Source organism: Stenotrophomonas sp. B1-1 (genome assembly GCF_010894375.1).
Lineage (GTDB): Bacteria > Pseudomonadota > Gammaproteobacteria > Xanthomonadales > Xanthomonadaceae > Stenotrophomonas.
Genome location: NZ_JAAIUZ010000013.1, coordinates 57,519 through 83,417, shown reverse-complemented (window position 1 = coordinate 83,417; position 25,899 = coordinate 57,519). Strand labels below are relative to the sequence as shown.

Here is a 25,899-nt window from a genome sequence, read left to right as displayed (position 1 = left end):
TGCGGCGGCATTCCCCCAATTAACCAGAGATTGCCCTCCGCCAGACCTTGAAGCGCAGTGCCGATGCCGCTGTACATGGCGCGAGAGATGAACTCCGCAGCATCGGTTAAACCGACCGTTTGAAATCTCTCCCCACCCGGAATGTTTGGAGGCGCTCGGCCCGTCTGCGCCAAGGCCACGGACGATGTAGGCGCCTTCAGGGGCCAGCTGGATGCGCGGCGAAAGGCTGTATCGTCCTCGTAGCCGGCCCACCGGTGATCGGATCGGCCGGTGTCAGCAGCTGTCGGGTGAGGCCAAAGGGTGCGGCCAGTGATTCAGATCGCCACGCTGATCATAGGCCAGCCGCAGACCGTAGGCACGCTGGTTGAGCTGCTCACGTAGGATCAGCTCGCGGTCGGTGCTGGCCTGGAGCAATTTGTAGGGCCGCTCGGACTCGAGCAGCAGCACGTCGGGCAGGTAGAGGTGCTGCTCGGCCATAAACTGGGCGAGCAAGTGCTCGAAGGAGAGCTGCTCGAACACATCCGGACGGAAAGCTCGTAGATCACCGGCGGTGAAGGTGGACACAAGGGCAGGGACTGGAAGGGTTAGCGATAGCGTCCCATCGCTCGCGCCAGTTCTGCGACAGCGCTGTGTAACGAGCCTACTTGCGCTATCGCGCTATGAGATGATCCGCGATTAGTTCGCGAACTAACTAGTCACTGTTTTGCATGAAGTCTGCACTTGACGTCGAGTCACGTTCGAGGATCTGTGATAGTTACTCCTAAGTCTGGAGGACGATCCCCTGCTCGAGATTTGAGGCGGCGATCAAGATCTCTTCTTTCGCTCTTTTGTACGTGCAGATCTGGCTGGCAAACAGCTGACTGTCACGAGGTATGCTTTCGGGTATTGACAGTATGTCGATGGCATGAATCTTTCCATCTTTTGATGAGTACATGAAGTTTTGAAGCTGTAGGTCGCTATGATAGATGCCCTTGAGTTCCATGTTATCGATGGCCGCTCTCAATTTTCCCTCGAGCCCTTCGGGACAGTCGTGGGCGGTCAACTGTGAAAGGGGCTTGCCATCTATAAAGGGCATCCGAATGTAGCAGTCTCCGTCGTGGATGATTAATTCTGAAAAATTCTCGCCATGGCAGCGATTAAGGTAATAGCACTCATCCGTCGCGAATTGCGGTATTGACGCGCGGCCACCGGTTGTCATGCGTTTGTAAACGCTTGTCCTGTCTAGGCTTCCATAGACCACGGATTCGCCGCCTTCGCCGACTATGTGATTGAAGTTAATATCGTTTGGACGCGTGGCTGTCTGAGGCGCATAGACCGAGGCTGGGGTAGTGCAGAGCGTCCTAGGTGAATAGGATGCGAGAGGAGTGAGAGACCAGTTGTGGGTCTCAACCAGTGTGCTGGCGATTGAATTGTGCGCTGCTCCTCGGCCATCTTCGGCCTTGGGGGGGTAGTAAGTCGGTTGGGTTGCAGCAGGTATGGTTGGCACAGTGGGTCTCCGAGGCGGGTCGGTTCTTCTTAGTATTTTTTTTAGAATTTGTATTTCGAATAAGTTTGAGATTGATGTAAATTGGCGGCAGCTCGCCTTTAACGACGCCGTAATTGCAGCTTGCATTACTGCTCGAATTCGAGCAGTGATACGTCGGGTAAATAGAAGTGTAACTTGGTCACGGACTGGTTGAGCGATTGTTCAAAGATGGATGCTCGAACACGGCTGGTTCAAGGTCAGCGATGACGAGGTGGAAAGCGTAGGCGTGGAACGTTGACAATGGCGTTCCATGGCTCGTGGGAGTCTGCGGCAGCGCTGAGTAACGAGCCTGCTTACGCTGTCGTGCGTTGAGATGGCCCAGGATCAGATCGCGGATCAACTGCTCATTGGTCGGCGTGAATCCCAACAGCTGACGCCGCTGATAGGACGCGCGCGGTCCCCCCTTGCGGACGCTGTCGCCACGGCCTTCCCGGTGGACCATGGCGATCCGCTGGACGCGCCCGGCAAAGCCGGCCGCGACTTCGTTTGGATTGACCCTTACGCGCAGATGGCGCGCCTAGTGAATCTTGGCGAACATCGTCCAGCGCTTGATACGTCCGGCCTAGGCGCGACGACTGGGTGGATGGTGACGGGCCGCGTAGAGCGAGCCGTCCGCGTTCTTCTGGGCCGCAATGCGTTGTTGCTGTGCGCGACATAGCGCGGCTCCACCGCACGGGCCAATCGGAGGCCGCGTTGGCCTTTTCTAGCGCAGTATTGGCGCCACTGATGCGCACCTGCTGGGAGCTGAAGAGGCCAGCACTGGCCAGTACCGGGGACCGGTGTGAGGGCGCGGTACAGCATCAGCGCACCTTCAGCGCGGCAAGGGCGCGGGTGGTGTGCGCGGTGTGATCGGCCAGGCCGTCGGGCGCGTGGCAGCTGGCACTGCATGATCCGCGCGAGTAGGGGAGCGGTGAGCATGTCAGCGACCTCCCAACAGCTGGGCCAGATTGCCACGTGCGTGGTACACGGCCACTGCCAGGATCAGCAGCAGGATCAGCTGCCAGCCACTGACGGGGGCACGCTCGCCCAGCAGCAGGATCTGCAGGGCCTGACCGCCGGTGGCGGCGATCAGCAGCCAGGCGGCCCAGGCAATGCCCGGGCGGTGTCGGGCGCCAGGCGCAGGCCGATAGCTCAGTAGGCGTGCGCAGATAGCCAGGCAGCACAGCAAGGTTGCAGGGGTGAGCAGTTCAACCATCGCAGCCTCCACGCGGCAGGTGGCGCGGATTAGCGCTGCGGCTGCGCTCGATCAGGGCCAGGGTCAGGGTGATGATGGTGGCCGCGCACAGGAAGGCAGCCAGGCCACTGGAGGCCACATCGAAGCGGACCATGACCTCGGTACCGCCCAGGTAGCCGGCCACCACGCTGATGGCCAGGTAGATCACGCGCTTGAATAGCGACAGATCCTTGGCCGAGACGACAAAGAGGGTGGCGCCAGCGAAGGCGCCAATGAAGGCATCGGTCTCGATGCCCGGTAGCAGCGAGGCCAAGCCAACGCCGGTGGCCAGGGCGGCCATGCTGCCGGTGGAGGTGGATTCGGTCATCATCAGTCCCAGAGTTGAACAAGCGGGCGCGCCACGGCGCCCGGGGATGGGGTCGGCACCTCGGGAAGCTCCACGGCGGTGCCCAGCGGCAGGATCGGCCCGTGCAGGCTGATCCCGTAATTGAGTGCCAGGGCCTTTTCCACCATGCGGGCGGTGGTACCCAGGTGGCGGTGACACAGCGCATCGAGCGTGTCACCTTGCAGGGCCATCACGCGCATCAGATCAGCTCCACGGTGATCCGGCGGGTACCGAGCAGATCGCTGATGGCGTTGCGCAGATCCCGGCGCATCTCATCAATGGTGGGGCTCAGATCATCGGCGCGCTGGTTGCCTCGGGCGGCGGCATCGTAAGAGCAGTAGCGCTCGTGGCAGCCGGGTGGGCGCGATCGTCACTTCGACGATGGGTGCCGTGCGCATCATGCGGTGGGCTTTCTGCAATCGGGAAATGGCTATGCGCCACCACGAATCGATCGATCCTCCATAGGATGGTTGCTTGCGCATGTGGCCACGCAAAGCTCCTTCTTAGTCCGCAGACATGGCCAATGAGATTCCCTCGTCTCTACTACCCGCACGGTGTTGAACCGAATTTGTCGCAGCCTTCACGCGGCGCTGGGCTCACGGTGCCTATGTTCGGTGCCTGAAGGCGCCCAGTCGAACGGATTCATGGCAGCTGTTATCAGAGCTAGATCACATATTCCAGCGATGGGGTGTCCGTCATTGTCCACATTCATCGAGCTAGTGAAGGGGTATATTTGGGGGTGTGGAACTGTCGGCTTTAGAAAAAAAGCTAAAATAATCAGGCTGTTGTGGCAGTGGTTTGGTTCGGATAAGCGCACCACTCCCAGCCTCATCAACGCTGCTGATCCCTCAGGAACAACCAGGTAACCAGCGTGGCATCCGGTCCCTGCGGATCGGTGAACGGCAGCCCCGAGGTGCTGCCGCTCCACGCATGCCCCATGCCCTGCACCACGTAGTGCTGCACCAGCGTGCGGCCGCCGTACTGGTAGCTGTAGACCGTATAGGCATGCCCGCCCGGCACCTGCCCGTTGAAAATGCTGGTTGGCGTGGTGCCCACCGAATCGTTGTCCAGGCCGTCGTCGGCCAGATCGTTGGTCTGCAGGAACTGGCGTACCGCCTGCTGGCCGTTCACCGGGTTCACCGTGGTATCGGCGCTGCCATGGAATACCAGCACCGGCAGCGGTCGCGGCGATGGCGATCCCGAACACTGCCATGCCAGCCGCCCGTTGCTGTCAGGTGAGTAGATGCTGCCGGCCAGCAGCGCATAGGCGCTGCCCGATACCGTGGTCGCGCCCTTGTACATGCCACCGGCATGCACCGCACCGGCGGCGAACACATCCGAATAGCAGGCCAGCATGATCGAGGTCATCGCTCCGCCGGCGGAAATGCCGGTCACATACACCCGGCGCGGGTCGACGCTGTAAGCGGATTTCACCGCGCCCACAATGCCGGCCAGGATCGACGCCTCGCCGCTGCCGCGCGCCTGGTTCACCGGCAACTGCCAGTTCCAGCAGCGCCCGCCATTGGCGGTCACGTTCTGCCGCGGGTACACCACGATGAAGCCCTCGCTGTCGGCCACCTCGTTGAAGCCCGATGCCTCGCCCATCAGGTTGGGCCCGGTCACGCAGCCGTGCAGCACCAGCAGCACGGGCAGCGGCTGGCTGGCCTGGTAGCCGGCCGGCACCCAGACCTGGTACTCGCGGCTGCCAAACAGGTTGCCGTACACCCCGGCATCCCAATGCCCTTCGGCGCCCGCCGCCGCAGCGCTTGCGCCCATGGCCAGGCACAGGCACAACGCCCGCCCTGCCGCTCGGATCGAATCGATGACAGCGTTCATGCCAGCTCCTGGTGCGTGCGCGATGGCCGCCGGTGACGGCGCGCCCAGTATCCCGATCCGGCCCGGGCTGCCGACTGGACCTAGGTCCACTCGCCGGGCCCCGGCCGCACCGCTAGCCTTGGCACGATGGGCGGCGTGGGCCACCCGCGTGGCACTGGGGAGGAGCGAATGAAACGGAATTGTTTGAGCCTGATGATCGGCGCGCTGGTGGTGTCCGGGCCGGTACTGGCCCAGCAGGCGGCAGAGCCTGCGCCCAGCGCGGGCAAGGCGGCCACCGCCACCAACCTGGACAGCATCATGGTCACCGCGCGCAAGCGCGAAGAGACCCTGCAGGAAGTGCCGGTGGCCGTCACCGCGTTCACTTCCGAAGCGCTGGACAAGATGAACGTGCAGGACATCAGCGATCTGGACGCGCAGGTGCCCAACCTGACCATCTACGCGGCGCGCGGCGCCAGCAGCACGGTCACCGCGTACATCCGCGGCGTCGGCCAGTCCGATCCCACCTGGGGCGCCGACCCGGGCGTGGGCATCTACCTGGACGATGTCTACATCGCTCGCCCGCAGGGTGCGCTGCTGGACGTGTTCGACGTCTCGCGCATCGAAGTTCTGCGCGGCCCGCAGGGCACGCTGTACGGCAAGAACACCATCGGCGGCGCGATCAAGTACATCTCGCGTGGCCTGCCCACCCAGAGCGAAGGCTTCGCACAGATCACCGTGGGCAACTACAGCCAGCTGGACGCCAAGGCGGCCATCGGCGGCCCGATCGGCGGCGCCGACAGCGGCCTGCGCGCGCGCGTGGCAGTGGCCAGCATGAACCAGGATGGTTTCGGCGAAAACACCTTCAACGGCCAGCCGGTCAGCGACAAGCAGATCAACGCGGCGCGCTTCAACCTGGGTGCCTACGCCGGCGATGATTTCGATGTGCAGTTCGCGCTGGACTGGATCGACGACAAATCCGGCATGCGCGGTTCGAAGATGCTGGCGCCCAACCCGTTCCTGCCGGCGTTCCAGCCGATGGACAGCCGCTACGACATCCGCTCGGGCATGCGCAACCTCAACAACGTGGAAAGCAAGGGTGCGTCGGCCACGGTGAACTGGCGGCCCAGCGAGGACGTTGCGCTGAAGTACGTGGTGGCCAAGCGCGAATCGGACAGCGATGGCAACGTCGATTTCGATACCACGCCGGTGAAGCTGGCCGACGTGAGCGGTACCTACCACGACGACCAGATCAGCAACGAACTGCAGTTGAACTACGATGCCGGCGGCCGCGTGCGCGGCGTGGTCGGCCTGTATCAGTTCAGCGGCGAGGCCGGTGGCCAGATCCAGAACAACTATTTCAGTGCGCAGTTCGCCGACAACCAGGGCAAGGTGCTGACCGACAGCATCGCCCTGTATGCCGACTGGACCTTCGACCTGACCAACAAGCTGAAGCTTGACCTGGGCGCGCGCTACACCGACGAGGACAAGCGCGCGATCGTGCTCAACCGCCTGTATGCCGATCCTGGCTTCAGCCGGCCGGTGGCGGTCACCGCCGACTTCGACAAGAAGACCAACTTCAGCAACGTCTCGCCCAAGGTCTCGCTGGACTACCAGATCACCCCGGACGTGATGGTCTATGGCCTGGCCACGCGCGGTTTCAAATCCGGCGGCTACAACATCCGCGCCAATGCGGTGGCGGTGCCGCGCTCGGCCGAGCCGTTCGACGATGAAACCGTGGACAGCTTCGAGATCGGCAGCAAGATGGGCTTCTTCGCCCAGCGCCTGTTCCTGAACCTGTCGGCGTTCCACAACAAGTACAAGGACATCCAGCTGTCGGTGTTCACCGGCATCGACACCAACGGCGATGGCGTGGCCGATGGCTTCTTCGGTGACTTCACCAACGCCGGCAAGGGCACGGTGAACGGCCTGGAAATCGAGTACCAGTACCTGCCCACCCAGCACTGGCTGATTTCCGGCAACCTGGCCTGGCTGGACACCCAGTACGACGAGTACATGGACCGCGGCGTCAACGTGGCCGACCAGATGAAGTTCACCAACGCTCCGGATTTCTCCGGTGCGGTGAACGTGGAATACCGCACCGATCTGGCCAACGGCGGCAATCTGTCCGCGCGGGTGACCTACAGCTACCAGAGCGAGGTGTGGCCGACCACCGACCTGAGCCCGGTGATCCGCCAGGACGGCTACGGGCTGGTCAATGCCGGTGTCATCTGGCGGCTGGATGATGCCTGGACGTTCTCGCTGCAGGGTACCAACCTGACCGACAAGGAATACCGCACCACCGGCTACAACATTCCGGCGGTCGGTACGCTCATTGGCTTCTATGGCCCGCCGCGGCAGTACAGTCTGAGCGTCCGTTACGATTTCTAGGAGTGAACTGCATGACGCCGTCTTACCAGGATCTGTACTGGAACAGTGACGATGGCCTGCGCCTGCACGCGCGCGACCATGCACCGGCCACCGGGGCCGCGCCACGCGGCACCGTGGTCTGCATTCCAGGCCTGACCCGCAACGCGGCCGACTTCGATGCGCTGGCCGCTTCGTTGTCGGCGGCCGGCTGGCGCGTGCTGGCGGTGGACCTGCGCGGGCGCGCCGGTTCGCAGCGCGCCGCCGATCCGGCCAGCTACAACGCGCGCACCTACGCCGACGACATGGTGGCGCTGCTGCGCACGCAGGGCATCGACAAGGCGGTGTTCATCGGCACCTCGCTGGGCGTGCTGGTCACCCTTACCGTGGCTTCGCGCGCACCAGAGCGCGTGGCAGCAGCCGTACTGAACGATGCCGGCCCGAAGGTGCCACGCGAAGCGCTGGCGCGGATCGGCAAGTACGCCGGCAAGCCGCTGCCAGCCATGGACCTGGCCCAGGCCACCGCGTACGTGGAATCGATCGGCAAGGCCGCGTTCCCGCGCTACGGCAGCGACGATTGGCGGGCGATGGCGCAGCGCACCTTCCGCGTGCGTGACGACGGCCTGCTGGAACTGGACTACGACCCGGCGGTGATCCGTACCACCCGGCCGTGGCTGCTGTGGCTGCTGCGCCCGGTGCTGTGGCGGGCGGTACGTGGGCTGACGTCGCGCGTGCCGGTGCTGGTTGTGCGTGGCGCGCTGTCGGACATCCTGCCGGCTGATGTGGCGCGGCAGATGGTGGCCACTTCCGACCAGGCCCGTCTGGTGGAAGTGCCGGCAGTCGGCCACGCACCGATGTTGAACGAGCCCGAGGCGCGCGATGCGATCCTGGCTCTGCTGGAGCGTGTGCGGTGACCACCGCCCATGCCGAGGCCTTGCCGGTGGCCCTGCAGGATCTGTGGCGCTGGGCCGCCAGCGAGCGCCTGGGCCCACCCAGGCGCATCGACCAGGCCCGCATTGATGCCTTCGCCGATGCCACCGGCGACCACAACTGGATCCACGTCGATCCGCAGCGCGTCCGCCGCGACCTGCCGGGTGGGCAGACCATCGCCCATGGCTTCCTGCTGCTGGCGTTGACCGTGGAAGACGATGTGGCCGCGCTGGCCGGCTTTGCCGGCATCGCCCACGTGCTGAACTACGGCTTGAACAAGGTGCGCTTCCTGGCCCCGGTGCCCAGCGCCAGCGAGGTGCAGGTGCGCTCGCGGCTGGTCAGCCTGGAACCGAGGCAGCCCGGCCAGTGGCTGCTGACCCAGCACAAGACCGTGGAAGTGGTACCGGGCGGGCAGGTGGCCGTGGTGGCCGAACAGCTGTCGCTGGTGGTGGTCGCCGCCTAGCGCGGGCCGCTGCACGGCGCCACGGGTTCTCTCTACACTGGAGCGATGTTGACGCCCTCGATCGTCCTGTTGGCCTGCATCGCGTGGACTGTGCTGCTGTTCGGCGTTGCGCTGTGGGGCGAACGCAAGGGGCACCGCCTGGCGCGTGCATGGCCGATCATCTACGCCCTGTCACTGGCGGTGCACTGCACCGCGTGGACCTATTACGGCGCGGCATCGCAGGGTGTGCAGTGGGGCTTCCCGGTGCCGCCCACGCTGATCGGCATGGCGCTGATCTTTGCCTTCGGCCTGCCGTTCCTGCTGCGGCTGGGGCGGTTGGCCAAGCAGCACAACAGTGCCACCCTGGCCGACCTGGTGGTGGCGCGCCTGCGCAGCGACCAGGGCCTCGCCATCACCATCACCGTGGTGGCGCTGTTCGGCATCATTCCCTACATCGCGCTGCAGCTCAAAGCGGTCAGCCAGGGCCTGGGTGCCTTGCTGGGTGATCACTTCGCCGCCAATGGCTGGCGGCTGGACATGTCGTTCTGGTTCGCCCTGACCATGGCCGCGTTCACCCTGCTGTTCGGCGCGCGCAAGGCATCGGCCACCGAACACAACCGCGGTATCGTGGTGGCGCTGGGGCTGGAATCGGTGCTGAAGCTGGTGGCGCTGCTGGCCATCGGCCTGTATGCCGCGCTGTCGGTGCAGCAGTCCGGCACGCCGCTGCTGCAGAAGATGGTCACCCTGCCGCCGCCGGCGGTCATCCCCGATTTTTTGACCATGGTGCTGCTGGGCGCGCTGGCCGCGTTCACCCTGCCGCACCAGTTCCACGTGGGCGTGGTCGAGTTGCGCCAGTCGTCCGACCTGAAGACGGCGCGCTGGCTGTTCCCGCTGTATCTGCTGCTGATCGGCCTGCCGTCGGTGCCGATGGCGCTGTATGGCGCGGCGCAGTTGCCGCCGTCGGTATCGCCAGATTTGTACGTGCTGGGCCTGCCGCTGGCCGGTGGCCACCATCTGCTGGCCCTGGTGGCCTATCTGGGCAGCCTGAGCGCGGCCACCGGCATGATGATCCTGTCCGGCCTGACCCTGTCGATCATGCTGGGCAACCACGGTGTGGGCTCGCGCCTGCTGGGCGGCATGCAGGGCGGCGACGCCGGTGTCGATCTGCGCCCGCGCGTGCTGGCCCTGCGCCGCGCCGGCATCGTCGCGGTGTTCCTGATGTCCTGGCTGTACAGCCGCGCGATGAGCGATACCGAAGCGCTCAGCGATTTCGGCCTGATGTCCTTCACCGCACTCTCGCAGCTGGCACCGGCGGTCCTGCTGGCGGTGTACCGCCCGCGCACGCCGGCGCCGGCCATCATGGCCGGCATCGTGGTGGGCTCGCTGGTGTGGCTGTGGCTGGTGCTGCTGCCGATGGTGGTGCCGGCGCCGCAGCCGGGTGCCAGCGGTGATGGCCTGCACTGGCTGGCCCTGCTGTCGGTGCGGCTGCAACCGGGGCACATCGCCATCAGCATGTGCGCCAGCCTGGCCGCGAACCTGGTGGCGATCGTGCTGGTAGCGCGGGCGGTGCGCCCGTCGCTGCCGCGCCAGCGCAATGCGGTGGCTGCGGCCACGATGCGCCGCACCGCCGGGCGCTTCCTGGGCCAGGAACGCGCACGGCAACTGATGGAAGGGCATGCCGGGCAGATGCTGGAAGGCGAGCGTGTGACCGCCATCGAACGCGAACTGACCGCCGTGGTCGGCGCCGGCATGGCGCGCCTGCTGGTGGAAGCCGCGCGCGATGGCGGCGCGGCGCCGCTGGATGCGGTCACCCGTGCGGTGGGCGAGGCGACCCAAGCGCTGCGCTTCAACCAGCGCCTGCTGGAGGCCGCGCTGGAAAACATGAGCCAGGGCATCAGCGTGGTCGATGCGCAGTTGCAGTTGGTGGCCTGGAACAGCCGCTATGCCGCGCTGTTCCGCTTCCCGCCGGAACTGCTGCAGGTGGGCCGGCCGGTGGTGGACCTGACCGCGTGGGCGCTGGACCAGCTGCAGATCGGCCAGCGGGCCGGTGACAGCCCCGACCACGCGCTGCAGCGCCGCGTGGCCCACATGCGGCGCGGCACCCCACATCTGTCCGAGCGCATCTTCCCGGACAACACCATCGTTGAAATCCGTGGCAACCCGATGCCCGGCGGTGGTTACGTGGCCACCTTCACCGACGTCACCGCCTTCCGCCGCGCCGAGGATGCACTCAAGCGCAGCAATGAAACGCTGGAACGGCGGGTGCAGGACCGCACCGCGCGGCTGGAACAGGCGGTGCACGAGGCCGAACGGGCCAACGTGGCCAAGACGCGTTTCCTGACCGCGGTGGGCCACGACCTGATCCAACCGTTGCACGCGGCCCAGCTGCTGGCCGACGCCATGTCCCAGCACATCGATTCGGAATTCCTCGGCAGCTTCCTGCGCCAGATCCGCGGGGCGCTCGATTCCACCGACGATCTGCTGTCGGGCCTGTTGGACATCTCGCGCTTGGAAGCCGGTGGGCTGGTACCCGACCCGCGCCCGTTCGCGCTGGCCACCGTGCTGGACCCGCTTGCGCAGGAATTCGCCGTGCTGGCCGCCGCGCGTGGCCTGCAGTTCCGTTACGTGCGCACGGCGGCCTGGGTCCACAGCGATCCGCTGCTGCTGCGACGGGTGCTGCAGAACTTCCTGGCCAATGCGATCCGCTACACCCGCCAGGGCGGGGTGTTGCTGGGCGTGCGCCGTCGCGGCCCGGCGCTGCTTATCGGGGTGCATGACAGCGGCCCCGGCATCGCGCCGGAACAGCAGTCCATCGTGTTCGAGGAATTCCACCGCGGCGACCGCAGCAATGGCCAGGGCCTGGGTCTGGGGCTGACCATCGCCCACCGTATTGCCCACCTGCTGCATGCACCGTTGCAGTTGCACAGCGTGCTCGACCACGGTTCGGCGTTCTCCATCAGCGTGGCGCGCGCCACACCGCCGGTGGTCCAGCGCCCGCAGGCCGCGAGCGGCGGCAGCAGTGCCATCAAGGGCACCCGTGTGCTGGTGGTCGACAACGATCCGGACGCGCTGTACGCCATGCAGCAGATGCTGCTGGCCTGGGGCTGCGATGTGGTGGCCGTTGCCGATGCGGGCGCCGTGGGCAACGCCGCGGCCGATGCCGCGCTGTGGTTGTTCGACTACCACCTGGACGCGGGCGATACCGGCGTGGCGCTGTGGCAGCGGCTGGTGGCCGCGCATGGTCCGCGGCCGACCGTGGTGCTCAGCGCCGATACCGGCAGCGAGGTGCGCGAGGCCGTGCGTGCGGTGGGGCTGTCACTGCTCAACAAACCCTTCAAGCCGCTGGCCCTGCGCTGGGCGATCAACCACCTGCTGGCCACGCCCACCACCGTGGCGGACTGAGGCCTCAGGCGTCCTGGGTGTCTTCAATCTGCCGTGCGGGATCGGTCAGGCCCATTTCGTGCAGCACGCGGATCGCCTGCGCGCGGTTGCGCACGCCCAGCCGTTCCATGATGCGCGTCATGTGCGCTTTCACCGTGCGCAGCTGCACGCCCAGGCGGTCGGCAATCTGCTTGTTCAACAGGCCCTCGGCCACCAGGCTCAGTACCTTGTACTGGTGCGCCGACAGGCTGGACAGGCGCGCGGCCAGGTCGGCGTCCTTGTTGAAGGGCGTGACCCGCGCCACCGCTTCGCGCAGCAATGCCGGAATCCAGCGCTCGCCTTCCAGTACGGTCTGCAGCGCGTGCTGCAGGTCGTTCAAGCCGGAACTCTTGGGCAGGTAGCCGGCCGCGCCCAGATCGATCGCGCGGCGGATCACGTGCGGTTCTTCGTTGGCCGACACGATGATGATCGCCAGCCCCGGCTGCAACGCGCGGATGGTGGCCAGCCCGGCCAGGCCGTGGTTGCCCGGCATGTGCAGGTCCAGCAACATCAGGTCGATCGGCTGGCTTTCCAGCGCTTCCAGCACCGTTTCCAGTGAATCGGCTTCGCTGATCTGCAGGTCGGCCACGGCGTCCTCGGCCGCGCGGTGCAGGGCGGCGCGGAACAAGGGGTGGTCGTCGGCGATCAGCAGGCTGGGCATGTTCTGGCGAGGTTAGCAAAACCGCTGCGGCCGGGCACAGGTACCTAGGTACGCTGGCGTGGCCTGCGTGGATCGCTAGTGTGGCCGATGAACCCGGCCGCCCTGATGCGGCCCACAAGGAGCGCACCATGCCAACGGAACACGCCGCCGCGCCGGCCTACCCGCTGCTGATCAAGCAGCTGCTGCATACGCCTCTAGCGACGCGGCCGCAGCAGGAAATCGTCTACGGCGACCGCGTGCGCTTCGACTACCGCACCCTGCAGGCGCGCATCGGGCAACTGGCCGGCCTGCTGGCGTCGCTGGGGGTGAAGCAGGGCGATACCGTGGCGGTGATGGACTGGGACAGCAACCGCTACCTGGAAAGCTACTTCGCCGTGCCGATGCTGGGTGCGGTGCTGATGATGGTTAACATCCGCCTGGCACCGGAACAGATTGCGTACACGCTGAACCACAGCGGCGCTCGGGTGATCCTGGCCAACCGCGATTTCCTGCCGGTGCTGGACGCGCTGCACGAGCAGCTGCCCGACCTGCAGACCCGCATCCTGCTGGACGATGAGGACGGCCCGCTTCCGCCGGGCTTCGCCTGCGAATACGAGGCCGGCCTGCACGCGGCCACACCGGTTACCCGCTTCCCCGATTTCGACGAGAACACGCGCGCCACCGTGTTCTACACCACCGGCACCACCGGCCTGCCCAAGGGGGTGTGCTTCAGCCACCGGCAACTGGTGCTGCATTCGCTGGCGGCCATGGCCGCGCTGGGCAGTGCTGCCAGCCAGGGCCGCCTGCATCGCGACGATGTCTACATGCCGATCACGCCCATGTTCCATGTGCACGCCTGGGGCGTGCCCTATGTGGCCACCTTGATGGGCATCAAGCAGGTCTACCCGGGGCGCTACCTGCCGGCACGGCTGCTGCAGCTGATCGCCCGCGAACAGGTGACGTTCTCGCATTGCGTGCCCACCATCCTGCACATGCTCTTGGAGCACCCGGATGCGGCACAGGTCGATCTGCGCGGCTGGAAGGTGATCATCGGCGGTGCGGCGCTGCCGCGTGCGCTGGCCCAGCAGGCGCTGGCGCGCGGCATCGATGTCTTCGGCGGCTATGGCATGTCTGAAACGTGCCCGCTGCTGACCCTGGCGCAGATCGACCCCGACGCAGTGGCCGATGCGGAACAGGAACTGTCACTGCGCACCAAGGCCGGCATTCCGGTGCCGCTGGTCGAACTGCGCATCGTCGATGCGCAGATGCAGGACGTCGCCCACGACGGCAGTGCCACTGGCGAAGTGGTGGTGCGCGCGCCCTGGCTGACCCCGGGCTACCTGCACAATCCCGACGCATCGGCGGCGCTGTGGGAAGGCGGCTACCTGCATACCGGCGACATCGGCAACATCGACAGCGGCGGCTACCTGCGGGTGACCGACCGCATCAAGGATGTGATCAAGACCGGCGGTGAATGGATCTCGTCGCTGGCACTGGAAGACATCATTGCGCTGCACCCGGCGGTGAGCGAGGTGGCGGTCATCGGCATTGCCGATGACAAGTGGGGCGAACGGCCGCTGCCGCTGGTGGTGCGGCAGGCCGGCAGCGAAGTGAGCGAAGCGGAGATCATCGAACTGGTGGCGGCACGCAGCCGCACCGGCGATATTTCCCGCTACGCCATTCCGCAGCGGGTGCGCTTCGTCGATGCGCTGGAACGCACCAGCGTGGGCAAGATCAACAAGAAGAAGCTGCGCAGCCTGCACGATCCGCAGGGGGTCGCACCGCCGGCGTGATCCGGCTCAGGCCGCCTGCAGCTGCTGCCCCACGTATTCGGCCAGCCCGCGGCAGGCCAGCAGCAGGCCTTCGCGCGTGGCGTCGCCGATATCGTCCCTGGCGGCCCCATCCACGCGCACGCGTTCGGCGGCGTGCAGCAGTTCCAGCAGCGTACCCAGGCCGGCGTTGGCGCGGTCGGCGCGGGCCAGCGCCTGGCCCTGCGCCGGTGAACTGACCGGCCGCCGCCACGGTTGGCCATCGGCCGCTTCCCCGGCGCGCAGGCGCTGCAGGCAGGCGGGCAGGGTGAGCGGATCGGGCACTTCGTTGGCGGCGGCGAAGGCCGCTTCCAGCGGGCGTGCCAGTTCCGGCGGCAGCTGCGCGGCAGCGTCGCCCAGGGTGGCGGTCAGAAAGGGGTGCGGCGGTCGGGTCATGCGGGCATCCTCGAAGCGGGGCAGAGCGCCACCGGCTGCGGGTGGCGGGCGATGCGTGGTTCCAATCCCGGTGATCTTGACGAAGCCGGTGGGCACGAGGCCCCCACGCACCGCCCGCCATATGGACGCGGACGGATTGCCAGCCGGCGTCGCGCACGGAACGACGACGCCGGCTGGCAAGCGTAAACAACATCAAGATCTTCGGGGTTGGAAACCCGGCCACCCGTTGTCGGTGGCGATTCATGATTGGCACGCGGGAAGAGGCTGCGCCAATTGATTCTCGCGATGCATTCGCGCTTTCTGATCGGAAAGTTGAATTGTCGTTTTTGGCTAAAAGCGCTGATTTCAAGGCAAAAACGACAGAACGCGCGGTGCGCACGGACGCGCAACATGCGCAGCATCGCGACGTGCGTCATCGGCCAGGTGCGCGTCGCCCTGCAAAGGTCGCTTAACCGCGTGGGTGCTCCTGCATCCCACCACGTCCACATGATGCTGTCCACCGCGTGCTGCACCGGCCGCGCCCCTGCTGCACCGCCGCGAGTGGTGTCACACGCCTCTGGCTAGACTGTGCCTCTTTTTCGTTCGCAGGAGGCACCCATGGCCCATCCCATTTCCGTCACCCTGATCGGCGTACCCACCGATGTGGGCGCGGGCCATCGCGGGGCGCGGCTGGGGCCGGAAGCCCTGCGCGTGGCCGGCCTGCCCGAGGCGCTGGCCGCGCGTGGCGTGGACGTGCGCGACCTGGGCAACCTGGACGGCCCGCGCAACCCGTGGACGGCACCGGTGGCCGGCTACCGCCATCTGGATGAAGTGGTGGCCTGGAACCGCGCGCTGATGGAGGCCAGCTACGCCGAACTGCAGGCCGGGCGCATGCCGATCATGCTGGGCGGCGACCATTGCCTGGGCATCGGTTCGATCACCGCCGTGGCGCGCTGGTGCCGTGAGCAGGGCAAGACCCTGCGCGTGCTGTGGCTGGATGCGCATTCGGATTTCAACACCAGCGATGTCACCCCGTCGGGCAACATCCACGGCATGCCGGTGGCCTGCCTGTGCGGCCTGGGCCCGGACGAACTGACCCGGCTGGGCGGTAGCGCCCCGGCCATCGCCCCCACCCAGGTGCACCAGATCGGCATCCGTTCGGTGGACCCGGACGAGAAGCGCCTGATCAAGACCCACCGGGTTGATGTGTACGACATGCGCTACATCGATGAGAACGGCATGAAGCGCACGGTGGAAGCCGCGCTGGCCGGTGTGGATGAGAACACCCACCTGCATGTCAGCTTCGACGTGGACTTCCTGGACCCCAGCATCGCCCCCGGCGTGGGCACCACCGTGCCGGGCGGGGTGAACTACCGCGAGGCGCAGCTGGTGATGGAAATGATTGCCGACAGCGGTCGCATGGGCTCGCTGGACATCGTGGAACTGAACCCGCTGCTGGACAACCACAACTCCACCGCCGAGCTGGCCGTGGACCTGGTAGAGAGCCTGTTCGGCAAATCCACCCTGATGCGCGACTGAGCCTGCCTGCCGCAGTCTGAATGGCCTGCAGCGCCGTTCACACTCGCTCCACGCCGTTGCCGCCAGATTGCACGTCAAGCGACGGCGGTGCCTTCGGGTACCGCCGCCAACCGACAGAATCCGACCCGCGATGTGCGCGGTGTAGCGGCCAACCCAAGGAGAAGCTCATGAAGCGTGTAGTTGCCCTGATGCTGTTGTCGATGTTCTCGGTGGCCATGCTGTCCGGCTGCAATACCGTTGCCGGTGCCGGCAAGGATGTGCAGAAGGCTGGCGAAAAGGTCGAGGATGCCGCCAAGGGCAACTGAGCCTGCGGTGGTGCGACACACGGAAAGGCCGGGCATTTCCCGGCCTTTTTCGTGCGCGCGTGCAGGCGCGGTGCAACGCGCTGGGTAGTGAACCATTCAAGCAGGTGAGCAGGGTTTTCATGGCGGGTTGACCGCTGTTCAACAGGCAGTGCGCGAAGCTGGAGCTACGGTAAGAACGCCGTTGCAACCAAGGATTCCAGCAATGAACAAAGACATCATTTCCGGCAAGTGGTCGCAGCTGAAGGGCAAGGCCCAGGCCAAGTGGGGCGATCTGACCAACGATGATTTCGATGTGGCAGAAGGCAACGCGGAGTATCTGGCTGGCCGTCTGCAGGAACGCTACGGCTGGGCGAAGGACCGTGCCGAGAAGGAAGTCAGCGAGTTCTCGGACAGCGTGCGCAAGGATTATCCGGACTTCAGGTAAGTCCCGCGCTCAGGCACCTGAGCGTCCCCACAGCCCGACGCCCGCGCCGAAATGGTGCGGGCGTCGTGCTGTGTGCGCTCAGCGCGCCGGCGGATCGGGCACGTAGCGGTTGGCGAAGGCCTGCGGTTCCTGCACCAGGCGTGACGGTGCATCCAGGCGGATGCCACGTGCGCGCAGGTTGCGGGCGCTGTCGTAGCGCAGCTGCACCACCTGGGTGGGCGTGCGGCTGGCGCGCTCGAACTGGGTATCGCGCACCTGCGAGTACTCGCGCTCGCCATGGCCGGTGCCCAGCGCCGGGGCCTGGCTGCGCGCCTTGCTGGCGCTGCTGCTTTCCATGCGGCTGGCACTGGCGTCGGCCGCGGCGGATTCGGCGGCGGGGGCCGGCGCGGCCGGTGCCGGCGGCGGCAGATGGCGCAGCGGCGGACGCGGGGTGGGGCGCCAGCGGTAGGCCTCGTTGAACACCGCCATGCCGACCACGCCGATGTTGTCCGGCCGCCCGGTGCGGCTGGCATAGCTGCCGCCGGGGCTGCTGAAGACGAACTGGGCCACTTCGTCCTGGCTCTTGCGCCAGCCGGTGATGTCCGCGCTCTGGCCCGGGTCGAGCACGTAGCCGGTCTGCGACGGATCGGCATCTTCGCCGGAAATGGCATTGATGCCGTCCACCGACAGCACCACCAGCACCCGCCGGGGGCTGTCGTTGTACAGGCGCACGGCGTAGCGGTGGCCGCGTTCCCCGGCCACCCACTGCTGGCCGTCGGCGGCATAGCTGCGCAGTTCGGTATCGCGGTCGCGGTCCACCAGCACCATCCGCACCGGTTGTTGCGGGTAGGGGGCCGACGGCGGCGGGGCGGGCCGGAAGCCGGCCAGGGGCAGGATCAGCAGCAGGGGCAGCAGGCGCTTCATGGCAGGTCTCCGGTGGGCTCGAGTGAACAAACGCACGGCCGGCCCCGACGGGGTTGGCCCGGCACGCGGTAAACTGGCCCCGTTCATCGAAGGTTTCCGCACGCAGTCATGACGACCCGAGTCCTTACCGGCATCACCCCCTCTGGCACGCCCCACCTGGGCAACTACGTTGGCGCCATCCGCCCGGCGATCGCCGCCAGCCGCGCGCCGGATATCGAAAGCTTCTTCTTCCTGGCCGACCTGCACAGCCTGATCAAGGCCCAGGACCCGCAGCGCACCCAGCGCGCGACCCTGGAAATCGCCGCCAGCTGGCTGGCCTGCGGCCTGGACCCGGAACATGTGTGGTTCTACCGGCAGAGCGATATCCGAGAAACCACCGAACTGATGTGGTTCCTGACCGCCATCGCCAGCAAGGGCATCCTCAACCGTGCCCATGCCTACAAGGCGGCGGTGGACAAGAACCGCGAGGAAGGCGTGGATGAAGATGCCGGCGTGAGCGCCGGTCTGTTCATGTACCCGGTGCTGATGGCCGCCGACATCCTGATCTTCAAGGCCAACCAGGTGCCGGTGGGCCGCGACCAGATCCAGCACATCGAAATGGCGCGCGATTTCGCCCAGCGCTTCAACCACGTGTACGGCAAGGAGTATTTCCCGCTGCCCGAGGTGGTGATCGACGAGCAGGTGGCCACCCTGGCCGGGCTGGACGGCCGCAAGATGAGCAAGAGCTACCACAACACCATTCCGCTGTTCGCCCCGCGCGAAGAGCTGAAGAAGCTGGTGTTCTCGATCCTGACCGATTCGCGCGCACCGGGCGAACCGAAGGACACCGAAGGTTCGGCGCTGTTCCAGATGTACCAGGCCTTCGCCAGCGCCGAGCAGACCGCCGCGTTTGCCCAGGCCTTCGCCGAGGGCATCAGCTGGGGCGATGCCAAGCAGCAGCTGTTCGAGCGTATCGACAGCGAACTGTCGCCGCTGCGCGAGCGCTACAACGCGCTGATGGCCGAGCCGGAAAAGATCGAAGCGCTGCTGAAGCGCCGTGGCCAGCAGCTGCGCGAACAGCTGGCCATGCCGCTGCTGGACGAACTGCGCCACGCCGTGGGCCTGCGCGATCTGTCCAGCGCCGGCGACATCGCCAGCGAAGACGCCGGCGTGGCCCGCGTGGCCCCGCCGCTGTTCAAGCAGTACCGCGAGAAGGACGGCCGCTTCTACTTCAAGCTGACCGCTGGCGACGGCACGCTGCTGATCCAGAGCGAAGGCTTTGATTCGCCGCGCGATGCCGGCCAGCTGATTGCCGTGCTGAAGCAGGCCGAGCAGGGCGACGCACTGCAGAGCGAGCTGTTCAAGCTGGAAGCCGACGTAGAGGCCGTGCTCGCCGCACTGGCGGCGCTGCGCGCCGAGTAACGTGGCCCTTGTAGCGTCGAGCTTGCTCGACTTCGCCCTGATGTAGAGTCGAGCCATGCTCGACTGCTGTTGATCCGCCAGTCGAGCATGGCTCGACTCTACAGAAGGGCCGTCGAGCAAGCTCAACGCTACGTACCACACGCAAACATAGGGGGAGTCTGCAATGGCCTGGTTGTCGCTGCTGCTGTTCCTGCCCTGGTTCCTGCTGCTGGGCAGCCTGTACTGGCTCTTCCCGCGCCAGCCGCGCACCCTGCGGCGGCGCGTGTTCGACAGCGCCAGCCTGGTGCTGGCCTTCCTGTTGAGCATCGTGGCCATGCTGTGGGGCCACCATATCGGCCTGGTGCAGGCCGGTGCCGGCCCGATCTGGCCGCAGGTGCTGGCCGTGCTGTACGCCTACGGCGCGTTCCTGGCAGTGCTGGTGCTGGCACTGCTGCTGCGGCCGAGGTACCTGCAAAGGTAGCGTCGACTGTTGGTCGACTGCTCTCCTGCCGGGCATCGCCAAAAATCCGCGCTTCGCGCGAAGTCGACTGACAGTCGACTCTACCCCCGGCCCCCGTGCCCCTCCGACCAAAGCCGCATCGAACCCGCCCCCTGCGGCGGCCTACCATGGGCGTCTGTTCCTGATCCTGCCAGGTGCGTGCCGATGACCGCCGACCCCAGCATCCACACCATCGATACCGGTTTCCAGCGGGCGCAGTTCGATGCCGCCTACCTGATCGTGGAAAACGGTCGCGCCGCCTTCGTCGACTGCGGTACCGGCCTGTCGGTACCGGCGATGCTGCAGGCGTTGGCCGATGCCGGCCTGGGCCCGGAAGCGGTGGACTGGCTGCTGCTGACCCACGTGCACCTGGACCACGCTGGCGGCGCCGGCCTGCTGATGCAGCAGTTGCCCAATGCCCGTGCCGTGCTGCACCCGCGCGGCGCACCGCACATGATCGACCCCACCCGGCTGATCGCCGGCGCCACCGCGGTGTACGGCGCCGAGGAAATCGCGCGCAGTTACGGCCGCATCGAGCCCATTGCCGAAGACCGTGTGGTGGTGGCCGACGATGGCCACCGCATCGATCTGGCCGGCCGCGAACTGTTGCTGCTGCACACCCCCGGCCATGCGCTGCACCATTACTGTGTGTGGGATGCGCGCAGCCGCAGCTGGTTCACCGGCGATACCTTCGGCATTTCCTACCGCGAACTGGACAGCGCCAAGGGCGCCTTCATCTTCCCGACGTCTTCGCCGGTGCAGTTCGATCCCGAGGCCATGAAGGCGTCGATCCAGCGCATGCTGGCGTACGACCCGCAGGCGATGTACCTGACCCACTACGGGCGGGTGCAGCAGGTGCCGGCGCTGGCGGCCGATCTGATCGAGCAGATCGATGCCATGGCCACCATCGGCCGCCAATGCGATGGGCGGCCTGATCGCCACCGCTGCCTGCTGGCGGCATTGCAGGCGCTGTACCTGGAACGCGCGCAGGCGCATGGCTGCGCGCTTGACCAGGCCGCGGTGGCCGAGGTGCTGGCCATGGATATCGAATTGAACGCGCAGGGCCTGGCCTGCTGGCTGGACCGCGTGCGTCGCTGAACGCAACGCGCGCCGTCATCGCACTGTCACGCTACACTGCAGGGCATCCCTTCCTGCCGTGGTATTGCCGTGAATCCGATGCGCGTGTTGCTGCTGTCGTCCTGCCTGTTCGTCGGAGGCCTGGCCCATGCGGCCAATGATCTGCCCGGTGGCGGCATCGATCCGCAGGCGCTGTCGCGCCACGTGCGCGTGCTGGCCTCGGACGAGTTCGAGGGCCGCGCCCCGGCCACGGCAGGCGAAGAGCGCACGGTGCAGTACCTGATCGAACAGTTCCGCAGCTATGGCCTGCAGCCCGGTGGTGCCGATGGCAGCTGGGTGCAGCCGGTACCGCTGGTGCGTGCGCAGCTGGATGGCGCGGCCAAGGCCAGCCTGGCCCTGAAGGGCGGCAGCCGCGCGTTGGTGAACGGTGAGGACGTGACCCTGCAGAGCCTGCAGCCGCGCAAGCGCGTGCAGATCAAGAACGCACCGCTGGTGTTCGTCGGCTACGGCATCGATGCGCCGGAACGCCACTGGAACGATTACAAGGATGTGGATCTGCACGGCAAGATCGCCGTGGTGCTGATCAACGATGCCGACTTCGAAGCCGATGCGCCGGGCGCGTTCGACGGCAAGGCGGTGACCTACTACGGCCGCTGGACCTACAAGTTCGAAGAGGCCGCGCGCCGTGGCGCCGAGGGTGTGCTGATCGTGCACGAGACCGCCCCGGCCGCCTACGGCTGGGCCACGGTGAAGAGCTCGGGCACCTCGCCGCTGTTCGATATCGAGCGCAGCAACGCCGAGGCGATGGCCCAGCACACGCCGCTGCGCGGCTGGATGCAGCGCTCGCTGGCCGAGGCGATCTTCGCCGACGCCGGCCTGGATTTCGACGCCGAGAAGCGCAAGGCCATGCAGGCCGACTTCCGCCCGGTGCAGCTGGACAATGCCCGTCTCAGCGCGGAATTCGCACTGAAGCGCGAGCAGGTGGTGACCCGCAACGTGGTGGCCAAGCTGCCCGGTGGCGAGCACGGCGATGAAGCCGTGATCTTCTCGGCGCACTGGGACGCCTTCGGCATCGGCCAGCCCGACGCCAAGGGAGACCGCATCCGCCGCGGTGCGATCGACAACGCCACGGGCGTGGCCACGGTGCTGGAGCTGGGCCGCGTGTTCGCCGCCGGTCCGCAGCCGCAGCGCACGCTGTTCTTCGTGGCCCTGACCGCTGAAGAAAAGGGCCTGCTGGGCGCCAGCTACTACGCGGCGCACCCGCTGGCACCGCTGGAAAAGACCGCCGCCGTGCTGAACATCGAAATGTTCAGCCCCGATGGCGCCACCCGCGATATTGCCTCGTGGGGCAAGGGCCGCGTGTCGCTGGAAGGGGATCTGGAGCGCGTCGCCAAGGCTCGCGGCCGCAGCTACAGCCCGGACCCCAATCTGGAAGCCGGCTTCTTCTACCGCGCTGACCACTTTGCCTTCGCCCGCCTGGGCGTGCCGGCCATCACCATCGGCCCGGGCCTGGACAAGCTGGAAGGCGGCGTGGAAGCCGGCCGCGCGCTGCGTGAGAAGTACTTCGCCGACTGCTACCACCAGGCCTGCGATGCCTGGAGCCCCAGCTGGGACCCGGCCGGCCATGCCGCCGATACCCTGCTGGTGTACGACCTGGGCGCCGAACTGGCCAACAGCCGCCGCTGGCCGACCTGGGAAGAAGCGTCCGAATTCCGCGGCGCCCGCGAGAAGAGTGAAGCCGCCCGCCGCTGATGGCGGAGCGCGGGATCGACAGTGGCGGCGTGGGGATGACCTCGCCGCCATGATGCCTGCGATACGGCAACGGCGCCATGACGCCTGCGATATGGCAACGGCGCCATGACACCTGCGGTAGAGTCGACTGTTAGTCGACTTCGCGCGAAGCGCGGGTTTCATGCGTCGGACGGGAAGGCAGTCGACTAACAGTCGACTCTACCCAGTCGACTCTACCCAGCCGCCGTCACCCAGTCGCCATCACCCAGTCGACATCAATCGCGTCGCCGTTACCGCCGGCCACGAAGCAGCCGCCATGCGCCCCAGGCACTGGCGAGCAGGGCGGCTACATACAGACCTGCCCGCGGACCGGACGCCAGCGGGCGGCCGGGGTTCTCACCGCGATGCAGTTGCAGGTTCATGGGCGTGGTATCGCCGCCCAGCACGGTGGCCAGCGCCACCAGCAGGGCAAGGCAGAACAGCAGCAGGGCGATGCCGAAACCGATACGCGGCCATTGGGCCTGCGCGGGTGGGCGTCGCAGCAGCCAGGCCAGCGTCGTGGCCAGGGCTGTGCCCAAGGCCACCCACATCAGTGGGGTGGCCGGGTAAACCGCAGCCACCGGCATTGCACCGGTGGCTGCCATCAGGACCGCAGCGTTACTTGCGGGTGCCGTCGAGCCAGTTCGGGCCCTTGTTGGTGAGGAAGAACACATAGACCACCAACGATACCGCGATCGTGGCGGTTACGTAGATGGCGAACCAGTCCACGTGGCCGGTCTTCAGCGCGCCCTGGTACAGCAGCGGCGCGGTGCCACCGAACAACGAGTTGGCCAGTGCGTAGCCCAGGCCCACGCCCAGCGCACGAATGTGGGCGGGGAACAGTTCGGCCTTCACCACGGCGTTGATTGAGGTGTAGCCGGTGAGGATGACGAAGCCCAGCGCCAGGGTCAGGAAGGCGAGGGTGGCATCATGCTGGTGCGGCAGCTGGGTGATCAGGTACCAGCTGTACAGCACGCCGCCCACGCCGAAGAACACCAGCAGGCTCTTGCGGCCGATGATGTCCGACAGCCAGCCGCCCACCGGCTGCAGCACCATCAGGAACGTCAGCACGCCCAGGTTGACCAGGGTGGCGGTCATCGGGTCGTCGGCGGCGAACGCGCTCTGGATCATCTTCGGGCCGTTCACCGAGTAGGTGTAGAAGGCAATGGTGCCGCCGGCGGTGATCAGGAAGCACAGCAGCAGCGGGCGCCACTGGTGCACGAACAGTTCGTACATCGAACCGGACTTCTTCGCCTTGCCTTCGCGCGCGGCTTCGATCGACGATTCTTCCATCGTCTCGTCCATGCCACGGCGCAGCCAGAACACCACTACGGCAGCGATACCGCCGATGCCGAAGGCGATGCGCCAGCCGAACTCGGAGATTTCCGGCTTGCCCCAGAAGTTCAGCATCAGGAACAGGGTGAGCTGGGCCAGCACATGGCCACCGACCAGGGTGACGTAGTGGAACGAGGACAGGAAGCCGCGGCGGCCGGGAATGGCGGCCTCGGACATGTAGGTGGCGCTGGCGCCGTACTCACCACCGGTGGCGAAGCCCTGCAGCAGGCGCGCGAACAGCAGGATGATCGCTGCCCAGATGCCGATGCTGGCCGCGGTGGGGGTAATGGCGATCAGGAACGAGCAGACGGCCATCAGCGTGACCGACACAGTGAGCGCCAGGCGGCGGCCATGGCGGTCGGCGAAGCGGCCGAAGAACCAGGCACCGATGGGGCGCATCAGGAACGTGGCGGCGAAGATCGCCCACACGTACATGGTGGAGTTCTTGTCTTCGGGCGAGAAGAACTGCGATTCGAAGTACACGGCGAACACCGAGTACACGTAGACGTCATACCACTCCACCAGATTGCCGGCGGAGCCTTTGAGGGTATTGGAGATCGATCGGCGCAGCGCGGCGCCGTCGGTGCTGGGGACAGCGGAATGGGACGTGGTGCTCATCCGGTTGGGGATCCTCGATGCGGCGCTTCCGTGCGGGAAAGATCGGTGCCAGCCGCGCGCGGGGCGCTGGCGGTCAGCCTCCTGGGTACTGCATCCCATGTCAACGCCAGGTGCCGGAACAGGCGGGGCAGGGCATGGGACCGCACAGGATGACAGCGGCGAGGGGGAGGGACCATAGCTAGATCGTCGTACGCGATGCAGCCGAACCCACTAGAATCCGGCTTCCCCCGGCTTTCTGGTGCGTCATGTCGGCTCCCCCTGTTTCTTCTGCGGCTGCCCCCCGGGGCGGCCTTGTCGCGTTGGCACTGCTGCTGGTCTACGTGGTCTGGGGATCCACCTACCTGGGCATCGCCAAGGCCCTGCACGGCGGCGCGCTGCCGCTCACCATGGTCTCTGGCAGCCGATTCATCATTGCCGGCGGGCTGATGTACCTGGCCCTGCGGGTGTTCTTGAAGCTGCCCCGGCCGACCCTGCGGCAGTGGCGCAACCTGGTCATCATGGGTGTGACCATGCTGGTGCTGGGCAACGGCATGGTGGTGTTGGCCGAACGCGAGGTGTCGTCGGGCCTGGCGGCCACGGCGGTGGCCTCGGTGCCGCTGTGGATGGCGCTGTTTTCCGCGCTGCGCGGCCAGCACGCCAGCCGTGGCGAGTGGCTGGGCATCGCGGTGGGCTTCGTCGGCGTGGTGTGGCTGAACGCGGGCAGCAGCCTGACGGCTTCACCGACGGGGCTGGTGCTGCTGCTGATCGCGCCGATCGGCTGGGCGTTCGGTTCGGTCTGGGCGCGCGGGCTGGATCTGCCCGGCCCGTTCATGACCGCTGCCGGCCAGATGCTGTGCGGTGGCGTGCTGCTGGTGCTGATCGGCCTGGCCGTGGGCGAACGCCCAACCACCCTGCCCGATACCGGTGGCCTGCTGGCGATGGCCTACCTGTGCGTGTTCGGCTCCATCGTGGCCTTCACTGCCTACGTCTGGCTGCTGCACAACGTGCGCCCGGCGCTGGCCGGCAGCTATGCCTACGTGAACCCGGTGATCGCGGTGCTGCTGGGCGCGGCATTGAATGGCGAGCGCTTCGGCTGGCGCGATTTCCTGGCCATGGCGGTCATCCTGCTGGGCGTGGTGGTGCTGACCATGGCCCGGACCCGAAACAAGTGAACTGACGAAGTGAGCATGAC

25 protein-coding genes and 2 pseudogenes are annotated in these 25,899 nt (G+C 66.6%); 14 read left to right on the top strand and 13 right to left on the bottom strand.

Annotated elements, in window-relative coordinates; genetic code table 11:
* Positions 1–273 precede the first annotated feature (273 nt).
* The 8 genes and pseudogenes from G4G00_RS12040 to G4G00_RS12005 form a co-directional block, all read right to left on the bottom strand.
* Positions 274–564, bottom strand: coding sequence for a hypothetical protein (locus tag G4G00_RS12040; protein ID WP_164273772.1), 291 nt, complete (start codon positions 562–564; stop codon positions 274–276).
* Between the two features lie 196 nt (positions 565–760).
* Positions 761–1,612, bottom strand: coding sequence for a hypothetical protein (locus tag G4G00_RS12035; protein WP_164273769.1), 852 nt, complete (start codon positions 1,610–1,612; stop codon positions 761–763).
* Positions 1,613–1,664: 52 nt separating this feature from the next.
* Positions 1,665–2,207 (bottom strand): annotated as a pseudogene (locus tag G4G00_RS12030) (phage virion morphogenesis protein).
* 237 nt (positions 2,208–2,444) lie between these two features.
* A complete protein-coding gene (locus G4G00_RS12025) occupies positions 2,445–2,720 on the bottom strand; it encodes a phage holin family protein (protein WP_164273766.1) in 276 nt (91 codons plus the stop codon).
* Positions 2,713–3,066 carry a putative holin gene (locus G4G00_RS12020; RefSeq protein WP_164273763.1) on the bottom strand — a complete coding sequence of 118 codons (354 nt, stop codon included), beginning with the start codon at positions 3,064–3,066 and terminating at the stop codon, positions 2,713–2,715. Before G4G00_RS12020 ends, G4G00_RS12025 begins: the two co-directional genes overlap by 8 nt.
* A 2-nt stretch (positions 3,067–3,068) precedes the next feature.
* Positions 3,069–3,284 carry a tail protein X gene (locus G4G00_RS12015; RefSeq protein ID WP_164273760.1) on the bottom strand — a complete coding sequence of 72 codons (216 nt, stop codon included), beginning with the start codon at positions 3,282–3,284 and terminating at the stop codon, positions 3,069–3,071.
* A pseudogene (locus tag G4G00_RS21990) lies at positions 3,284–3,430 on the bottom strand (head completion/stabilization protein); the annotation flags it as partial. The pseudogene G4G00_RS21990 and the gene G4G00_RS12015, both read right to left, overlap by 1 nt.
* 485 nt (positions 3,431–3,915) lie before the next feature.
* Positions 3,916–4,920: a PHB depolymerase family esterase gene (locus G4G00_RS12005; protein WP_164273757.1), complete on the bottom strand. Its 1,005-nt coding sequence runs from the start codon at positions 4,918–4,920 to the stop codon at positions 3,916–3,918.
* Positions 4,921–5,112: 192 nt separating this feature from the next.
* Here G4G00_RS12005 and G4G00_RS12000 point away from each other — a divergent pair, with 192 nt between their 5' ends.
* The 4 genes from G4G00_RS12000 to G4G00_RS11985 are packed head-to-tail and all read left to right on the top strand — an operon-like array spanning position 5,113 to position 12,037.
* Positions 5,113–7,287 (top strand): TonB-dependent receptor, encoded by a 2,175-nt coding sequence (locus G4G00_RS12000; protein ID WP_108751876.1) that lies wholly within the window; start codon positions 5,113–5,115, stop codon positions 7,285–7,287.
* An 11-nt stretch (positions 7,288–7,298) separates the two neighbouring features.
* On the top strand, positions 7,299–8,177 hold the full coding sequence (locus tag G4G00_RS11995) for an alpha/beta hydrolase (RefSeq protein ID WP_108751877.1): 879 nt from the start codon (positions 7,299–7,301) through the stop codon (positions 8,175–8,177).
* The gene (locus tag G4G00_RS11990) at positions 8,174–8,656 is read left to right on the top strand and encodes a MaoC/PaaZ C-terminal domain-containing protein (RefSeq protein WP_108751878.1); all 483 of its coding nucleotides are present in this window, start codon (positions 8,174–8,176) and stop codon (positions 8,654–8,656) included. The genes G4G00_RS11995 and G4G00_RS11990 overlap by 4 nt, the downstream gene beginning before the upstream one ends.
* 45 nt (positions 8,657–8,701) lie before the next feature.
* Entirely contained in the window at positions 8,702–12,037 is a 3,336-nt protein-coding gene (locus G4G00_RS11985; RefSeq protein WP_164273754.1) for a PAS-domain containing protein, read from the top strand.
* A 4-nt stretch (positions 12,038–12,041) separates the two neighbouring features.
* Here the strand turns inward: G4G00_RS11985 and G4G00_RS11980 are convergent, their stop codons facing one another.
* Entirely contained in the window at positions 12,042–12,716 is a 675-nt protein-coding gene (locus tag G4G00_RS11980; protein WP_108748159.1) for a response regulator transcription factor, read from the bottom strand.
* A 128-nt stretch (positions 12,717–12,844) separates the two neighbouring features.
* On the opposite strand from G4G00_RS11980, the gene G4G00_RS11975 reads away from it, so the two are divergent.
* A complete protein-coding gene (locus G4G00_RS11975) occupies positions 12,845–14,488 on the top strand; it encodes a fatty acid--CoA ligase (protein WP_164273752.1) in 1,644 nt (547 codons plus the stop codon).
* 6 nt (positions 14,489–14,494) lie between these two features.
* Here G4G00_RS11975 and G4G00_RS11970 read toward each other — a convergent pair whose 3' ends face one another.
* Positions 14,495–14,899 carry a hypothetical protein gene (locus G4G00_RS11970; protein WP_164273749.1) on the bottom strand — a complete coding sequence of 135 codons (405 nt, stop codon included), beginning with the start codon at positions 14,897–14,899 and terminating at the stop codon, positions 14,495–14,497.
* Between the two features lie 242 nt (positions 14,900–15,141).
* Here G4G00_RS11970 and G4G00_RS11965 point away from each other — a divergent pair, with 242 nt between their 5' ends.
* From G4G00_RS11965 to G4G00_RS11950, 4 genes are all read left to right on the top strand, one after another.
* Complete coding sequence (locus G4G00_RS11965) at positions 15,142–15,351, top strand: hypothetical protein (protein ID WP_164273746.1); 210 nt, start codon at positions 15,142–15,144, stop codon at positions 15,349–15,351.
* 145 nt (positions 15,352–15,496) lie between these two features.
* Positions 15,497–16,417, top strand: a complete 921-nt coding sequence (rocF, locus tag G4G00_RS11960) for an arginase (RefSeq protein ID WP_164273743.1) — start codon at positions 15,497–15,499, stop codon at positions 16,415–16,417.
* Positions 16,418–16,584: 167 nt separating this feature from the next.
* Complete coding sequence (locus tag G4G00_RS11955; protein ID WP_108748165.1) at positions 16,585–16,722, top strand: entericidin A/B family lipoprotein; 138 nt, start codon at positions 16,585–16,587, stop codon at positions 16,720–16,722.
* 202 nt (positions 16,723–16,924) lie between these two features.
* Positions 16,925–17,146: a CsbD family protein gene (locus G4G00_RS11950; protein ID WP_108748166.1), complete on the top strand. Its 222-nt coding sequence runs from the start codon at positions 16,925–16,927 to the stop codon at positions 17,144–17,146.
* A 78-nt stretch (positions 17,147–17,224) separates the two neighbouring features.
* Here G4G00_RS11950 and G4G00_RS11945 read toward each other — a convergent pair whose 3' ends face one another.
* The gene (locus tag G4G00_RS11945; RefSeq protein WP_164273740.1) at positions 17,225–18,049 is read right to left on the bottom strand and encodes a hypothetical protein; all 825 of its coding nucleotides are present in this window, start codon (positions 18,047–18,049) and stop codon (positions 17,225–17,227) included.
* A gap of 108 nt (positions 18,050–18,157) precedes the next feature.
* Here G4G00_RS11945 and G4G00_RS11940 point away from each other — a divergent pair, with 108 nt between their 5' ends.
* The 4 genes from G4G00_RS11940 to G4G00_RS11925 all read left to right on the top strand — a co-directional run bounded on the left by G4G00_RS11940 (position 18,158) and on the right by G4G00_RS11925 (position 22,757).
* Complete coding sequence (locus G4G00_RS11940) at positions 18,158–19,450, top strand: tryptophan--tRNA ligase (RefSeq protein ID WP_108751882.1); 1,293 nt, start codon at positions 18,158–18,160, stop codon at positions 19,448–19,450.
* A 163-nt stretch (positions 19,451–19,613) separates the two neighbouring features.
* Positions 19,614–19,910, top strand: coding sequence for a hypothetical protein (locus G4G00_RS11935; protein ID WP_108755151.1), 297 nt, complete (start codon positions 19,614–19,616; stop codon positions 19,908–19,910).
* A gap of 183 nt (positions 19,911–20,093) precedes the next feature.
* Positions 20,094–21,026: an MBL fold metallo-hydrolase gene (locus tag G4G00_RS11930; protein WP_108751884.1), complete on the top strand. Its 933-nt coding sequence runs from the start codon at positions 20,094–20,096 to the stop codon at positions 21,024–21,026.
* Positions 21,027–21,104: 78 nt separating this feature from the next.
* Positions 21,105–22,757 (top strand): M28 family metallopeptidase, encoded by a 1,653-nt coding sequence (locus G4G00_RS11925; protein WP_164274141.1) that lies wholly within the window; start codon positions 21,105–21,107, stop codon positions 22,755–22,757.
* Positions 22,758–23,026: 269 nt separating this feature from the next.
* On the opposite strand, the gene G4G00_RS11920 is transcribed toward G4G00_RS11925, so the two are convergent.
* On the bottom strand, positions 23,027–23,362 hold the full coding sequence (locus tag G4G00_RS11920) for a hypothetical protein (protein ID WP_234414707.1): 336 nt from the start codon (positions 23,360–23,362) through the stop codon (positions 23,027–23,029).
* A 31-nt stretch (positions 23,363–23,393) separates the two neighbouring features.
* Positions 23,394–24,728, bottom strand: coding sequence for an MFS transporter (locus G4G00_RS11915; protein ID WP_108751886.1), 1,335 nt, complete (start codon positions 24,726–24,728; stop codon positions 23,394–23,396).
* A gap of 245 nt (positions 24,729–24,973) precedes the next feature.
* Between G4G00_RS11915 and yedA the strand changes: the two genes are divergently transcribed.
* Entirely contained in the window at positions 24,974–25,879 is a 906-nt protein-coding gene (gene yedA, locus G4G00_RS11910) for a drug/metabolite exporter YedA (RefSeq protein WP_164273737.1), read from the top strand.
* The last annotated feature ends 20 nt before the right edge of the window (positions 25,880–25,899 follow it).